Annotated in this window: 12 protein-coding genes; 2 read left to right on the forward strand and 10 right to left on the reverse strand. The window is 37.3% G+C overall.

Features of this window, described 5'->3' with window-relative positions:
* Positions 1–29: 29 nt before the first annotated feature.
* Positions 30–710: a hypothetical protein gene (locus H8B04_RS05065; protein ID WP_190301662.1), complete on the forward strand. Its 681-nt coding sequence runs from the start codon at positions 30–32 to the stop codon at positions 708–710.
* 55 nt (positions 711–765) lie between these two features.
* Here H8B04_RS05065 and H8B04_RS05070 read toward each other — a convergent pair whose 3' ends face one another.
* Entirely contained in the window at positions 766–2,487 is a 1,722-nt protein-coding gene (locus tag H8B04_RS05070; protein WP_190301663.1) for a protein-disulfide reductase DsbD family protein, read from the reverse strand.
* Positions 2,488–2,593: 106 nt separating this feature from the next.
* A complete protein-coding gene (locus H8B04_RS05075; RefSeq protein WP_190301664.1) occupies positions 2,594–3,658 on the reverse strand; it encodes a PLP-dependent cysteine synthase family protein in 1,065 nt (354 codons plus the stop codon).
* Between the two features lie 253 nt (positions 3,659–3,911).
* Here H8B04_RS05075 and H8B04_RS05080 point away from each other — a divergent pair, with 253 nt between their 5' ends.
* Entirely contained in the window at positions 3,912–4,484 is a 573-nt protein-coding gene (locus tag H8B04_RS05080) for a glycoside hydrolase family 16 protein (protein WP_190301665.1), read from the forward strand.
* Positions 4,485–4,532: 48 nt separating this feature from the next.
* Here H8B04_RS05080 and H8B04_RS05085 read toward each other — a convergent pair whose 3' ends face one another.
* The 8 genes from H8B04_RS05085 to H8B04_RS05120 form a co-directional block, all read right to left on the reverse strand.
* Positions 4,533–5,252: a basic secretory protein-like protein gene (locus tag H8B04_RS05085; RefSeq protein ID WP_190301666.1), complete on the reverse strand. Its 720-nt coding sequence runs from the start codon at positions 5,250–5,252 to the stop codon at positions 4,533–4,535.
* Between the two features lie 8 nt (positions 5,253–5,260).
* Positions 5,261–7,573, reverse strand: coding sequence for a GH92 family glycosyl hydrolase (locus tag H8B04_RS05090; protein WP_190301667.1), 2,313 nt, complete (start codon positions 7,571–7,573; stop codon positions 5,261–5,263).
* Between the two features lie 26 nt (positions 7,574–7,599).
* Positions 7,600–8,556, reverse strand: a complete 957-nt coding sequence (locus H8B04_RS05095; RefSeq protein ID WP_190301668.1) for a hypothetical protein — start codon at positions 8,554–8,556, stop codon at positions 7,600–7,602.
* 38 nt (positions 8,557–8,594) lie between these two features.
* Positions 8,595–9,566: a BT_3987 domain-containing protein gene (locus tag H8B04_RS05100; protein ID WP_190301669.1), complete on the reverse strand. Its 972-nt coding sequence runs from the start codon at positions 9,564–9,566 to the stop codon at positions 8,595–8,597.
* A gap of 19 nt (positions 9,567–9,585) precedes the next feature.
* Positions 9,586–11,445 carry a RagB/SusD family nutrient uptake outer membrane protein gene (locus H8B04_RS05105; protein WP_223815281.1) on the reverse strand — a complete coding sequence of 620 codons (1,860 nt, stop codon included), beginning with the start codon at positions 11,443–11,445 and terminating at the stop codon, positions 9,586–9,588.
* An 18-nt stretch (positions 11,446–11,463) separates the two neighbouring features.
* Positions 11,464–14,538: a SusC/RagA family TonB-linked outer membrane protein gene (locus H8B04_RS05110; RefSeq protein ID WP_190301670.1), complete on the reverse strand. Its 3,075-nt coding sequence runs from the start codon at positions 14,536–14,538 to the stop codon at positions 11,464–11,466.
* 329 nt (positions 14,539–14,867) lie between these two features.
* Positions 14,868–15,587, reverse strand: coding sequence for a response regulator transcription factor (locus H8B04_RS05115; RefSeq protein WP_190301671.1), 720 nt, complete (start codon positions 15,585–15,587; stop codon positions 14,868–14,870).
* 1 nt (position 15,588) lies between these two features.
* Complete coding sequence (locus H8B04_RS05120; RefSeq protein ID WP_190301672.1) at positions 15,589–17,001, reverse strand: sensor histidine kinase; 1,413 nt, start codon at positions 16,999–17,001, stop codon at positions 15,589–15,591.
* Positions 17,002–17,186: the final 185 nt, after the last annotated feature.

Genomic DNA, 17,186 nt, shown 5'->3' on the forward strand with positions numbered 1-17,186 from the left:
TATATTTAATTTCATCAAAACCATTAATTATGAGAAACTTACTTTTAATTTTATTCTTTTTCGCAAGTACGCTTACGTATAGTTTTGGGCAAGATTTATCCGGTGCTTACCTCGCCAAAATGAACGAGGACAATCATTTGATCCTGGTGATCGACGGCTATATAACACATAGTATATACAGCGATAATACCTACAAAGGCACACAAGGCGGTACGTACAAAATTGAAAACAATAATTTGGTTGTTAGTTATGAATTTGACGACCAGTCTCCAGAAAAAGTCGGAGAAACCTTCTCTTTACCGCTCGAAATTGAATCCAATAACCTACTTATCAATGGATTTCCTTTTCAAAAACAATCGGTTAAAAAACAGGATCTCGATGGACTATGGCGAATCACGGGACGTAAAACAAATGATAACATCCAAACGATTCAACGCGGAAACCGAAAAACTATCAAAATCCTCGTAGATGGCTATTTCCAATGGATAGCTATTAATCCTGCTGAAAAAGGCTTTTATGGAACTGGAGGTGGTAAATATTCTTTTAAAGATGGAAACTATCAAGAAAATATTTTATTCTTTTCAAGAGATAATTCACGGGTAGGTGCTACATTAGATTTCAATGGAAAAATAGAAAAGAGCGATTGGCATCATAGCGGTAAAAGTTCAAAAGGCGATCCGATATATGAGATTTGGTCACGAGAAAAATAAAAATTAAGCCCAATTGTTTCCAATTGGGCTTTGTGTTTATAAGGTTAGGTTGAATCTATTCTTTTGATTTGAACTTTTCTAAAGCAGATTGAAGAAAAGCTTCATATTTGTCGATATCATATACAGCGCCACTTGTTGGAACTAGTAACTCTCCTTGAGAATCCAATAAAGCATACAACGGCTGCGAATTGCTCTCAAATCTGGTGATTTGCAAGTCTGCATTGCGTTTGCTTACTGTATTGACGTTCTTTCCTGTTTTCGGAGAAATATAATGTTCACTTTCTGGCAGCGTCAAGACTTTATCATCTACATACAATTCCACCAAAATAAACTCCGTGTTGATTAAGTTTTTGATTTTAGGCGAGCTCCACACTTCAGCTTCCATCTTGCGGCAGTTTACACAGTTCCAGCCTGTAAAATCAACCAAAAGTGGCTTGTTTTGTTCTTTAGCAGCGGCCAAAGCTTCTTCGTAATCGTAATAAGGATCCATGCCTTTTATCGTTGCCTTGCTATGGAAATAGGTGTAATGCTTGCGCGAAGAAGCATCAACATGTGCTGTAGTGTTTGAGGATGTAATACCCGAAGTCAGATCAAAATCCTGTGTGCCAACTGGAGGCAAGAAAGCTGAAATAGCTTTCAATGGTGCACCCCACATTCCTGGAATCATATAGATCACAAACGTGAAGACCAAAATGGCGATAATCGTACGCGGCACCGACAAATATTCCAATGTACTGTCGTGTGAGAATTTTATTTTGCCGATTAAATATAATCCCAACAACCCGAAAATCACAATCCATAAAGCCAAATACACTTCTCTATCCAAGAAATTCCAGTTGTATGCTAAATCCACATTCGACAAGAATTTCAAGGCTAAAGCCAGTTCTAAGAATCCTAAAACCACTTTTACGCTATTTAACCATCCGCCAGATTTTGGCAAAGATTTCAACATGGATGGGAACATTGCAAAAAGCACAAAAGGAATAGCTAGTGCACTAGAGAAGCCGAGCATTCCGATAGCTGGTCCCAAACGTTCTCCACGTGTAGCTGCTTCCACCAATAATGTTCCGATAATAGGACCTGTACAGGAGAAAGAAACCACTGCCAAACTAGCTGACATAAAGAACAATCCAACTAATCCTCCTTTGTCTGAATTGGCATCGATTTTATTAACAAAAGAACTTGGCAAAGTAATTTCGAAAGCTCCTAAGAACGAGGTAGCAAAAACAACCAATAAAAGGAAGAAGAAGAAATTGAAAATACCATTGGTTGAGAGTTCATTTAAAGCTTCCGGACCAAAAGCAATGGTAATCAACATGCCCAGAGCCACATAAATCACAATAATAAACAAGCCATACATGAAAGCCTGAGATATGGCTTTAGAACGAAAACCTGCTTTTTTCGTGAAGAAACTCACTGTAAGCGGAACCATTGGGAAAATGCAAGGCATAAAGAATGCGGCAAAACCACCCAACACCCCTGTGATAAATATGCCCCAAAGAGAAGAATCTTCAGTATTGGCCTCGTCTGAACCAGGAAGAACCGTCTGTACCGAATCTACTTGCGTACTGTCTTTTAAAAGCACATCTTTAGTAGAATCTACATTTGTCCCATCTGTAAATTCAACATCATCAAAATTCACCACCGCACTTGAATCTACCGCATCACCATCCGAAAACTCTATATCCGTTAAATTAACTAAAGAATCCTGAGCAATAACCGTATGCGAACACCAGAAAAGAGTTACTAGAATCAAAAATTTAAAAAATAATTTCATAGACTTGGTTTTAAAAGCTAAAATCAAGATCAGCCGAGCAGGAACTCGGCTTAATCTATTCTAACACAAACAATTCCTAATCAAATAAGATGAAACAAAATTTTTATTAACCGATTAAAGGCTTTGCCAGCCTTGCAATTGGTAGAAATTCCGTAAAGTTAAGATCTGTAGAAATATAACCTTCTTTTACAGGTTCATCTTTTACCAAATCTGTACTTAAATATTTTTTATTGTCATCACACAAAAGTGTCACAACGACCGCATCATCACCCAATTGCTCTTTCAATTTTATAGCTCCAATAACATTGGCTCCGGAAGAAATTCCTACGGCCAATCCCAATTGCTTAGCTAATTTTTGAGCCATAATGATAGAATCACCATCCGATGCACAAACTACTTCGTCCAATTCATCCAACTTCACTATCGCTGGAATAAATTCATCCGAAATCCCTTGAATACGGTGAGCTCCTACTTTGTATCCCGTTGTTAATGTAGGACTTTCTTGTGGTTCTAAAGGATGTATCTTCACAAATGGATTATAATTTCTCAATTGCTTACCCACTCCCATCACTGTACCTCCTGTACCTACACCCGCTACAAAAGCATCGGCTACAAGACCTTTAGATGCTAACTGAAGTGCTATTTCTTTACCAGTAGTCAATTCATGCGCTTCTGAATTAAATAAGTTTTCGAACTGACGAGGCAAGAAAACTCCACCTTGAGCCGCCAATTCCTCACTTAATCGTATACTACCTAAAAATCCACCCTCTTCTTTACTGATTAGTTGAATATCTGCACCCATACTTTTAATAATATCGATACGTTCTTTACTCAACCAATTAGGCATAATGATTTTTACAGGATGTCCCAAAGCTTTTCCTATAGCCGAGAATGCGATACCTGTATTTCCACTTGTTGCTTCTACAATGATATCATCAGGTCGAATTTGGCAATTCATATACGCTTTGTACATAATATAAAGCGCCATACGATCCTTAATACTTCCTGTTAGGTTGTAATTTTCGCACTTTACATAAATCTTCCCTAACTTCCCTTTATAAGTATATCGTAATTCTAGCATCGGAGTATTTCCTACTAGACACCACAAATGATTGAAACGACTATCTAATTCAGGAGACAAACATTTACTATAGGTAGCATTTGATGACATAATTCTCTGAACTTATCTGTTAATGATTTAAATCACAAAACTGCATTTAATCAATATAATTTTCAACAACAAATGCATTATTCAGAAAATTTTATTAATAACTATATTATTACCAGAAAATTTTACCTTTTAAAAGCTAAAATAATTTTTAATTCGAATAAACTATCGTTTATTAAAAATCGATATAAACAAAAAAGGATTCGATATCGAATCCTTTAAAAACAAATTATGGCTATGGAAAGTTGATTTATTGTTGCTGCTGCTGTTTGAAGATGGCCTCCTTAAAATTATAGCTATAAAAGAAGACTATAAAGGCGGTTCATTTACGTCCTCAAGAATCAAAACTCAAGGAAAATTTGATTTTAAATATGGCATCATCGAAGTTAGAGCTCGCGTTCCTGAAGGTAAAGGAACTTGGCCTGCTGCATGGATGCTTGGATCCAATATCACAACTGTAGGCTGGCCACAATGTGGAGAAATAGACATTGTCGAACACGTTGGCAAAGAACTCAATACAGTATATGGCACATTACACTATCCCGAGCGATCAGGAGGTAATGCAGATGGCAGTAAGCTGATTATTAAGAATGCAACTACTGAATTTCATATATACAAAGTGGATTGGAGTGAATCGTCCATTCGAATTTATGTAGACGACAAGCTGATTCATGAAATGAAAAATTCTCCAAATATTCCATTTCATCACAATTTTTTTATCATTCTCAACCTTGCTATGGGCGGAAATTTTGGAGGTCCTATAGATGAGAATATTCAAAAAGCTTTATATGAAGTCGATTATGTTCGAGTCTATCAAAAAAATAAATAGATGGTTATGAAAAAGGAGTGCATATACACTCCTTTCGCGTAACTATTATTAAATTTTAGGGTTCGCTATATATTCATTCCACAATTCATCTACATTTTTACCTGTCTTATTTACCCAAAAAGCATCTGTATAGGTTTTATTTCGCATTTGAGCATCTAACGCCTTAACCAATCCTTTTTTCTTATTATTCTCTAGCCACAAGAAAAAACGCGCTGTAATACGATAAGCGTCTGTATATTTATGCGTGCTTCGATATTCTGGCAAACTCCAATTAGCGCCCGCATTATCTACTCCCATAGTATGACGCACATAATCTGCAATTCCTTCTGTAATCCAGCCAGGACCCGCATTATGCGGATAGCTTTGAACCAGGTGCATAATTTCATGCGTTACGATGTCAATATCTTTAGGATTCTTTTTGAACCATTCTGGATTAAAACGAATAACTCCACCTCCCGCAGCAGCTATTCCGTCATATTCTGGATCAATCACAAAAATCACCTGAGGAGCTGAGTTTTTGTTATAAAGCTTTACCTGCTTTGGATAGTTTATAAAAAACACTTCCTTCAATCGATCCCCTATTTGTGAATCGAAATCTTTGGATTTATTGATAAATATTAAAGTGAATTTTTTCTTCTTTAAGGTATCCACTTGGACCGCATGCTGTATATCACGATTGATATTAGACCAATCGCGTTGCGCAAAAGAAAAATGAATAGTCAAAAAGAAACAAATTACAGAAAGTCCAATATAATTTTTGAAATGCATATTACAGTTTAGAATTTATTTTTATCAGTTGTAAATGAATAAGGAAACGATGATGATTGTGTACCTCTAGATTTGTTGGGTTGCTCACGCATATCAACTTTGAAAACACCACCTTTCAAAATATCAGCATGTTTGATATAATTATAATTATGCGTTTTGGCATTTAAACTTGCTTGATGCACATAGATATTTTTATCCGAATTGTTTGGCGCTTCAATGACAAAACTCTTTCCATTTTCTAAGTAAATAGTAGCCTTTTTAAACAATGGTGCACCTAATACATATTCGTCCATAGCGGGACAAACAGGATAATAACCTAAAGCTGAAAACACGTACCAAGCTGAAGTCTGTCCATTATCTTCATCACCGCAATAACCATCTGCCGTAGCACTGTACATTCGGTTCATGGTTTCACGCGCCCAATATTGAGTTTTCCAAGGCTCTCCGGCATAATTATACAGGTAAATCATGTGTTGAATAGGCTGATTACCGTGCGCATATTGTCCCATATCAGCGATTTGCATTTCACGTATTTCATGGATAACACCTCCATAATAGTTATCATCAAATATTGGTGGCTGCACAAAAACAGAGTCCAACATATTCACGAAAGTTTTGTTTCCTCCCATCAAGTCAATTAATCCTTGTACATCATGAAAAACGGACCAAGAGTAATGCCAACTATTTCCTTCTGTAAATGCATCTCCCCACGTCAAAGGATTAAAAGGACTTTGGAAGCTTCCATCCTTATTTTTTCCACGCATTAAATTCGTTGAAGGATCAAAAAGATGTTTGTAATTCTGACTGCGTTTCGCATATAGTTCTAATTCTTCCTTTGGTTTTCCTAAAGCTTTTGCCAATCTATAAATCGCAAAATCGTCATAAGCATATTCTAAAGTACGCGCCGCATTTTCATTAATCCCCACATCGTAAGGCACATACCCTAAATCATTGTAATACTGTACCCCTTTTCGACCTACAGCGGTCATAGGGCCTTCATTATTTGCGCCGTGTTTTAAGGCTTCATAAAGTGTTTCAATATCATACCCGCGTATTCCTTTTAGATAAGCTTCAGCTACTACAGATGCCGAATTGTTACCTACCATGATATCTGCAAAACCCGGACTACTCCATTCTGGAAGAAAACCTCCTTCCTTATAACAATTTAACAAACCTTCTTGCATCTCTTTATTGATGGAAGGATACACCATATTCAACAAAGGATATAAAGCCCTAAAAGTATCCCAAAACCCTGTTCCTCCAAACATATATCCTGGTAAAATCTCTCCAGTGTAAGGACTATAATGAACTATATTTCCCTTGGCATCCAGCTCATATAATTTATTCGGAAAGAACAATGTACGATACAGACAACTGTAGAAAGTTCGCATTTGATCAATTGTACCACCCTCTACTTTTATCTTTCCAAGTTTATCATTCCATTGTTTTCTTGCATTAGAGGCAACCGTATCAAAAGAATTATTTCCCAATTCTTTCAAATTGAGCTGCGCTTGTTCTGCACTAATAAAAGATGATGCGACACGCGCATGGATTACATCGTGCTTACCTGCAGATTTAAATCCTACAATTGCACCCACGTGATCCGCTTGAATTTTAAGCACACCATTTTTCTTCGTCTTTCCTTCCCAAACAGCTTGATTTGTAAATGGTCTATCAAAAACGACTACAAAATAATTTTTGAAATTTGGCAATTTCCCTCTGCTATATCGAGATGAGTAACCAATAATCATATTCTTCTCTGGAATAATTTGCACTTCCGAACCGCGATCAAAAGCATCCAATACCACAAACGCACTATCGGTTTTTCCAAAAGAAAATCTAAACATAGCAGCTCTTTCTGTTGGTGTAACTTCAGCTGTCACATCATAATCCGCCAGGTAAACTTTATAATAATGCGGTTTTGCAACTTCCGCTTTATGCGAGAACCAGCTCGCACGCTCATCCTGGTCAAATACAGATTTACCACTCACAGGCATTAATGAAAACTGACCATAATCATTCATCCAAGGAGAAGGCTGATGGGTCTGTTTCAATCCCCGAATTTTGTTGGAAGCATAGGTATATTGCCATCCATCCCCCATTTTTCCTGTCTGAGGAGTCCACATGTTCATTCCCCAAGGCACTCCAACAGCTGGATAAGTATTTCCATTAGACAAGGAAGGGTTTGAATCCGTTCCCATCAAAGGATTTACAAAATCCACCAGATCAGTTGCTCCATGACTTTGTGCAAATAGATTTGGGAACCATAGCGTGAAAAAATAAAAGAAAAGGGCTAAAAATTTAATTTTCTGTTTGTTCATATTAATAGAAGTCTATATTAGATTTATTAGTAAGTAATAGCAATGAAATCTTGCTTAGCCTTTTGAAATTGAGGTTGCCAAGGATTACCATGTCGATCTTTGTCCCCAAAAGCCGCTAACGCTAATTCGGAAAGATCTTCACCAGCCGCTCCGCTCCAAAAATGTATGAATTCCCCAAAATTTAAGTCCCGGGTATACTTTCTTCCGTTAGGAATACTAGTTGTAGGAAAATGCTGAGAAAGAAGCTTAAAGTATTTATTCAAAACGGTTACATTTCCGTATTTGTCATAAATAGGATAAAACCAATCTCTATACCAATAGGTATTTTCTTTAGGGAAATTATCCTTTGTTACCAACATCCGATTATGCCAGTTTTGTGCCTTGTCAGCCCAACCTAAAGCTTTGTAAACATCATACTGATAAATTTCCATCCATTTACTATCTCCCCAAATCGGCATAGAGGGAGAGTTTAACGTATTATATGATGTACCTTCCACAATATGTCCTATTTCGTGTGCTATCAAATCCAAAGGCTCTCCGACACTATCTAACCAACGTTGGCGACCTAAACCCACGTCGATTATATTAATATATCCATGGCTATTACTCAAATAATAACCCGGGTGACCTCCTCCGTAAGTACCACCATGCAGCGCTACCTTTAGACGTATATCAGAACCGAATCCACCATACGTTTTCCACGTATAATTCCAAATCTTGGTTGCAGCTCGTCTAGGCCACGTCACCGATGGATCCATATCGTCATCGTGATAAATAACGATGGAATCATTGTAATACTGTCTAGTAAGTAAAAGCTCATGTTCTAACCAATTTTCACGCCACAACCGCGGAGGTGCATTGGGATCTTCAGAATCAACCGGAACCTCTTCCTCTTCCTCCTCGGGAAGAATTACTGCTGCTTCTTGGCAAGAGAAGCTAAGAAACAGCAGAAGACACACACACAGTAACTTTGAGTTTATCATAGGATACATATTAATATTTTATGAGGCTTCATATAATTCTAATAATATTGAATCAATCGCCATTCAGTCATTTGGAATAAATTCGATCCATTATTAGACACTACAGTCACACGATAATGCGTGTATGGCGTAGTATTGGTCGTTTCAAATCTTTTAGTTTGATTACGGTCAGAAAAGAAATACTCCACTTTATTATCCAATACAGTCCATGTATTACCATCATTAGACGCTTCAAAACGCCAAGTTTTAGGATCTCTTTCACTCGCATCATTACCAGAAGTAAAAGTGTACGCACCTATTACTTGAGGTGTATTATATTTAACCTGAAACCACATACCCGGAGCATATCCTTGTGTTAAATATTTGGTTCCCAAATTATTATCTACCAACTTTGGAGAACCTTCGCCAGCACCTGGCCCACCATTATTTTCGTGACTCACAGAGAAAGCACCTAAATTGGTAATATCTCTTTCTCTCCGAATAAGCGAATCAATTCTAAAATAAGCTGTATTCAAATCGTCTTTTATGTTTGAAGAACCTGCTGAAACTAACTTCACAGGCAACATATAGGATTTACCAATTTGAAGTTGTCTAGCCGTAATCATCACTTTTATAGGATCACTATTCGCCGTTCCTGCTCTGATTACCGATTCTAAGCCTGATATATTATATGACGCTTGGGGGAAAGCAATATAATTGGTACCATGTTCTTGGTTGTATGCGTTGATCAAACTTTCATCCACAGTGAATTTGACGTTTATATCAATATCAGGATATTTAATACCTCCATACGAGGCACCAAAGAATATATCTTGAATTGTATCTATATCAAATAGCTGAAGATATGATTTACTTTCTAAGGCCTGCGCCATATATATCGTTCCCTCATTTTCTACTGTATAATCCACATCTTCTACACAGGAATTTGCAGAACTTAGGATGATACCCGAGAGAGTCATAACCGTTACCAATTGCAAGCAACTGAATTTTATGTTAGTTATAATATTCATTTCTGTTCTTTTTAAAATACTACCATCCAGGATTTTGAACCATTAATTCATTTTTCAAGATTTCATTATTCGGTATTGGGAATAAATAATCTCTTTGTCTGAATACACGTGTTTCGATTAATGTTTTGTCATAAAAAGCATTGCCATCCGCAAACATATTCATCCCGAAAACTTCACCCGCAAATTCTGTAGCAGCTGTCTTCCAACGTCTACAATCGAAATAGCGAACATTTTCAAAAGCTAATTCCACTTGACGTTCACGGCGAATAGCATTACGCATAGCCGTTTGCGATGCCGGAGGAGTAATTTGTCCAGCTCCATTGCCATACGTCGGAATACCTGCACGTTGACGAACAAGATTTAGGTAAGTCAAAATGTCGGCGTTGTTTGGAGCGTATTCATTCAGAGCCTCTGCATAATCTAAATAGATTTGTGCTAACCGCAACTGAACAGATCCTCTACTGTTATCATTGGTCGCGACATTTTTACGGACAATATATCCGGTTGGAGAGACATCGGAAGTACTTTGTTTACGTCCGGAATTTCCTGAAAGTTCCATAACTGTAATTACTTCACTGGAATTTGAACCTTGGTTGAGCCAATAACTTCTATTATAGGTGATCCCTACATAAAACCGTGGCTCACGATCTGCCCAAGCCTTGAACGTACTTCTAGCATTTACGTCAAATGGTGCGCGGAAATTTTCAAACCCCGAAGATTCATATCCTGAAGCCGCATCTGTAATAGGCAAACCATTCGCCATATAATAAGCGTCCACAATTTTTTGAGTAGCACCCAATGCGCCTCCGCCCTGTACATTGGTAGTATATCCTACGTGTTTTGGTCTTCTATCGTAATCTGAATAGTTTGCTGCATTGGTACGTGCAAAAATCCATTCTTCATTCCATTCTCTGGTCATTACATTACGTGTCGACAAATATGCTTTTACAAATGGATCGGCATTATTTTCTTCATACAACTTGTAAGTCGTTGGCACAAATTCATTCAAAAATTCTTTAGCGGCATCCGCAGCTAATTTCCATTTATTGGCATCATACGTTGTATTAATCAATTGCTTGCCATCCGTGTTTTTAAGATTGGCATAATCGCTATTGCCATTGAATAATGGGCTAGCCGCTAGATGCAATGTTTGTTGTTTGAAAGCTTTTGCCATACCTTTGGTCATACGGCCATATTCACTATTCACGGGAATAGTCGGCAGATCCACATAAGCTAAATCTAACTCTGAAACGATAAATTCAACACATTCATCGAAGCTGCTACGTGGCAAAAGAACCTCAGACAATGGTGCATCTACAGGAATAACCTGTGTAACCAAAGGAACTGGTCCGTAAATTCGAATCAAAAAATAATAATATATCGCTCGAAGCGCTCTGGCTTCGGCTTTATATCTTGATTTCATAGACTCATTAACTTCCGCTGGATTTGCTGAATCTATTTTATCGATAAAATCAGTTGCATTACGAATGGATTTATAATAATTGTCATAAAATGTAGATACCGAACCATCTGTAGTAGACCACGTACTTTTGTTCATATTATTGGCATAATTGAAATCCCAATTATATTTAGCTTCATCAGAAGCAGCGGTCCATGGCCCAGAAAATTGAGTTCCAACAAATCGTTGAGCCATTTCATTGGGAAGGTTCGCATATATTTGCGTAAGGTAATTATCTACATAATTCTTTGACTTGAAGATATCATCTACAGTCAAAACATCATCAGGAATTTGATCCAGAAAGCCGGCACAAGAGGATAGAAAAACACCTCCTGCCATCAGTATTGATAATATTTTAGTTTTCATGTTGTTTACTTTAATGTTGCTAATCCCACCTAATTGGATATGATTTTTCTTCATCGCTAAGTTTGTTTTAGATTAAAAATTAGCTTGAATTCCTAATGAAATTGTACGTGTATTCGGATAAGAAGAACCGTTACTAGTATTCAACTCTGGATCCCAAAGTTTGAATTTACTCCAGTAATACAAATTCACTCCTTGCACGTAAATTCTAGAATTTTTCAATCCCCAATTTTTCAAACGCTCTGTAGGCAAGTAATACCCAAAATCAACAGTTTTTAAACGTAGAAAATCAATATCTTTTACCCACCAAGATGAGGCTACAGCGTTGTTTGTATTCACCGAATTACCATACCCTAAGCGTGGATAGAACACATCAGATGAAGGATTATCTTCAGTCCAACGCGACTCTGCAATAGCAAACAAATTGCTTCGCTCCGCACCGATACTATTGTTGAATGGAATTATACCATCACCCGAAATTCTTCTCTCGGCTCCTTGCACCCCTTGGAAAAAGGCACCGAAGTAAACTTTTTTATAGTTCACATTGAAGCCAGCACCATACACCAAGTTAGGCACATCGCCATTACTTATTTTTGTTTGGTCATAGGTATTGATTACACCATCACCATTCAAATCCTTGTATCGAATATCTCCAACACGTTGCGCACCCAAAGCTGTTTGATCTGCATGCACGTCTATTTCTCCTTGACTTTGGAAAAGACCATCTGCAACATAACCGTAGCCCGCTAAGTAATTTCTTCCACGACGTTCTAGATAAGGGAATAATTGACTTGGATTATCATTCTCCATTACTTGATCCTTGTTGTACGAGAAAGTACCATTGAAAGACCAAACTGTCTTGCCTAACTCTAGATTTTCTAAGGCTACAGTACCGTCAAAACCTTGGTTTTTGATGATACCTAAATTTCCATAAGGTTGGTTTTGAAGACCTAAATAATTTGGCAAACTACCTCTTTGCAAGAATACTCCAGAGCGATTTTCTTTAAACCAATCCACCGTAACATTTAACTTTCCTTTCAGCGTAGTAAACTCTAAACCGATATCATGTTTGTGCGATTCAGCCCAGGTCACATCATACCCATAATCCGAAATTGCTACTCCGCCGTAATTCACATTACTAGTACCATTCCAGAAAGAATAGCCGTTAGCACCAGTGGAAACAATAGTTAAGAAACCGAAGCGACGTCCACCACCGCCAGATCCAGTGATACCGTTGGAATAACGCAATTTGACCATTTGGAAAGTTTCTTTAGCCGATTCGAAGAATTTCTCATTCGATAATATCCAGCCTACACCAAAAGAAGGGAAGAAACCAAATCTTCGGCTTGGCACAAAGTTTTCCGAACCATCATATGCAAAATTGAATTCTGCAGCATAACGATCATCGTATAAATAATTCGCTCTACCTACCATACGTTGCGTACGATAAGGTAATGAAGAGGTTAAATCGCCAGCGAAAGCAGAAACTTCATCAGTCTGCGTATACAACAATAACGCATTCAGATTATGCTTATCAAACTGACGATTGTAATTGAAACCGCCTTCGAAATAAAATTGTCTATCACCGCTATTGCCTCTGTCATAGCCCAAATCTTCTGAACCATTGGACATAATCACTAAATTCAATGAACCATCTTCATTGTATGGGTTTGCACGATCAATAGAATAGGTTGTTCTGTTACGCGTACGCGCAATATTGTGTGAGTTATTCGTATCAAATGAAAACATTCCATAAGCCGATAAGCCATTGGTGAAACTGCTCAAATCTTGTGTAATTCTCGCACTAGAATTCAATTGGCTGGAAAAATTATTTTGATAACCAGTCTGTGTTACTAACGCATAAGGATTAGGTTGAGCATCAGAAGATTGGTTAACTGCGGGAACAAAATTCCCTGGATACATCAAAGGATATAATACCGGATTTGTCTGCATCACACGTCCAAACGCTTCTTGCGGATTTACACCCGGATAATTATTGTTAATAACATACCCTAAAATTCCCAAAGAAAATTTTGTGGTTTTGGTCCAATTCATATCCACGTTTGAAGTGAAATTATACCTTCTGAAACGAGTATCAGCCTTATAGCTTTGTAAATTATCAGTTTTTAGCAAACTGGTCTCATCATAGTATGAAATAGCCGTATAGTATTGCGTATTTTCTGTTCCCCCACGCGCACTAAAATTAGCCCTTCTGTTATAAGACGCTTTTTTGAATAAAGCATCTAACCAATTAACATTAGGATATAAATTCGGATCGGTACCATTTAATGTATTTTGGATATACTCATCACTGTATTCTGGAGCCAATCCAGAAGCCACCATCGCTTCATTACGCAAGCGCATATATTGCTCCGCATTAGTTAAATCTGGTCTTTTGGTAAAATCTACCATACCTTGATTGTAGTTAAACATCAAAGAAGGTTTTCCTACACGACCTTTTTTGGTGGTGATCAAGATCACGCCATTTGCACCTTGCGCTCCATATACTGCCGTAGCTGATGCATCTTTCAAGATGGTCAACGTAGCGATATCCTCGGGATCAAAAGCATTTAAATCCCTTCCTTGTACGCCATCTACCACGATAAGTGGTGAAGCACTATTCTGTGAATTGAACGTCGAGATACCACGTATCCAAACATCAGCGGAATTACTACCCGGAAGACCTGTACGTTGTACACCTACCAGACCTGCAATTCGACCCGCTAACGTCGCACTTAAATTCGCTACTGGCTGTTTAAGATCTTCGACTTTTACAGTAGATTGCGAGCCGACCATGTTGATTTTACGTTGTTGGCCATAACCTACTACCACGACTTCATTTAAGCTGTTGTTCAATGCTTTTAGCGTAATGGTAAGAGTAATGCTGTTGTTAATGGCTACAACCTGGTCTTCAAACCCAACATAAGAGAAGCGAAGAGAATCGCCACGCTGAGCTAAAATTTGAAACGCACCAACTTGATTGGTCACAACACTTTGTTTGGATTTTAAATTGGTAACACTTACGGAAACCAAATTCTCGTTCAATTCGCTTTTTACGACCCCTTGAATTTCGATGTTGGAATTACCTTGAGCGAATACCATAGAAGTCCCCATAACTATTAGCAATAGTATTTGAACCGCTCTTGTCATAAACTTTAAAATGTGTAAATTTCTCATCTCATAAATAATTGATTAGTTTGTTTTTCTGTAGATATTAATAATTCAGATAGGTATATAATTTGAAATTCTTGTTAATCTAGTCCATAATCACTGAAAAAATGGTTTACCAGAATGTTCACTACGCATATTTGTGTTTAAATTCATCGTTTAATTGGTATAATATAATCTCACTTACAAACGGTTTAGAGCCGTTGCATAAAATTAAGAAGAGAATAAACAGCAAGTTGTTAACCCATTCCTAATGGATTGTTAACAGATTGTTAATAAAAAGAGAAATAGTAAAATACGAAGGCGATATTTTACGGATTGGAATCCTCCAACTTGAATATAAAACCTACACCGTATATGTTTTCAATACGAATAGTGGAAGATTGACTAAGAATTTTTCGCAAGCGCGAAATAAAAACATCCAAACTGCGGCCCATGAAATAATCGTTTTCACCCCACACCGCTGTAAGGATTTCATCCCTTTTAAGCACTTTATTTTTGTGTGTAAAAAAGTATTCCAGCAAGTCGACTTCACGTTGCGTTAACACGATAGGTTTTTGATTACCAACCACCAGCTGCATCAAGCTCGTATCGAAAGAAACATCCGAAGTTTGATATAATACATTGTGAGGAACGGTATGGGTTTCTGCATCATTAAATAGTCCCGATCGTCTTAAAATAACCTTTATACGTAATATTAATTCATCTATATCAAAAGGTTTGGTAATATAATCTTCCGCGCCTATGTCGAGACCATAGATACGGTCTTTCTTTTCATTTCGAGAGGTTAGAAACAGGAAGAATATATCTTTGTTAATCATTTTGATTTGTTCAGCTATTTCAAAACCATTCATATCTGGAAGTTGAATATCCAGAATAACTAAGTCATAGTGAACTTTAGATACTAAAAGCTCTACTGCAGGTTTGCCGCGTTGCACCCAAGTCACTTCAAAGCCTTTTAGCTCCAAATATTGCTTTACAACATTTCCCAAATCCAGTTCATCTTCGACTAAAAGTATTCTCGCTGACATATTATTTCTTTGCGTTAATCTTAATAATAAAACTACTTCCCTTATCGACCTCACTATCCACACGCAATTCCCACCCATGCAGATTGACCACTTGTTGTACATAAAATAGACCAAGACCTAGTCCTCCTTCTTCCACACGTTCTTTGCCGCGGAAAAACTTTTTGAAGATATGCCTTAAGTTTTGCAAATCTATTCCCACACCATTATCTTGTATCTCAACGAACACAAAATGCTCCTTAGAATACACTTTTACTTGGATAATCTTTTCTTTGGAAGTATTATACTTAATACCATTATCCAGCAAGTTGTATATCATCGTGGTAAAAAGAAATTTATTCAATTCCACTTCATTGACCTCATGTTGCAAATCAGGAACAATAGAGACATTGCTATCTAATTTTAAACTGTAATCTTCTAATAACTCCAACAGTACTGAAGGCAGGTAATATCGCTTCTTTTCTAAATTGACACTAGAAAGTTGAGAAATCATCAGCGATTGATTGATAAGATTCTTCAAACGCAAGGATTGCCGCTTAATAACAGCAATCAAATCTCTGGATTTGGTTCTATCATTATCATTAACTGAGCTTTCCAAAGATTGGTTAGCTACCAAAATAGTTGCTATGGGCGTATTAAATTCATGCGAAATACTATTGATAAAATCAGAGGTCATCGCGGTCAATTTCTTCTGCTTCATCCAATTGCGATAAGTAATAAAATAAATTCCGACCACAAGCGCTATGGTTAACAGCGATAGCATAAATGTAGGAAGCATTGCCTTAAAAATTTGTAATTGTCTATTTTCCTGATCTACATACAGCATAAATGTTATTTGGTAGGAATTCTTCGTATGCGCACTAACCGTATATCCAGACACCTGACTTTGCTTATCTACTTTATTCAGCGTGCCTGCTATCATATCACCATTTGGATGAGAAGGAGTAATACCTTTGACACTTGGCAAGAAAACGGGAACATAATTTACGCCATCAAACGAAAGACTCAAATGCTCAATGTATAGCCCATACCGCAGTTTGTCACTGAGATGGTATTTCTCGATCATATTAGGAAAAATCGTATCCATGTTTTGCTTCAACCGCAACTCAGCGACCATCTCCTTCCATACCTGAGCTAATGTCTTCTCATAAGCTTCACTATCAGTTTCGTACAACTTTTGAAAGAGTGCCATACGGGGCATAATATGACTATCGATAATTTTTTGAGCACCAGGGAACAATTTATCGTTACGAATCTGGGCGCTATAATGTTGATTGATAATATCCTTTTCTTTGAGATAATATTGGTTGTTCGTTAATTCGAACGTATTGTATATCAACTTAAACTGCACAGTCACGAGACACACTAGACTGATAATAGCAATCAAACGGTAGATGCTGTGCGACTGAACAACCATAGGACGATCCGAAATTTGATGTATAGATTTTAATTGGAAAAAACATCTAAATATAGCGGATATAATTTATTATTCTAGAAAAGATGATTTTTTAAGGCGCCTTCTAGTATTTTACACTTCCAATAAAATTGACTTTAAAGTTTTAGTGCTGGAGAAATAGCGGATCTCGGAGCATATAGTTCACA

The sequence above is a fragment of the Sphingobacterium litopenaei genome (assembly GCF_014692495.1).
GTDB classification, from domain to species: Bacteria; Bacteroidota; Bacteroidia; order Sphingobacteriales; family Sphingobacteriaceae; genus Sphingobacterium; species Sphingobacterium litopenaei.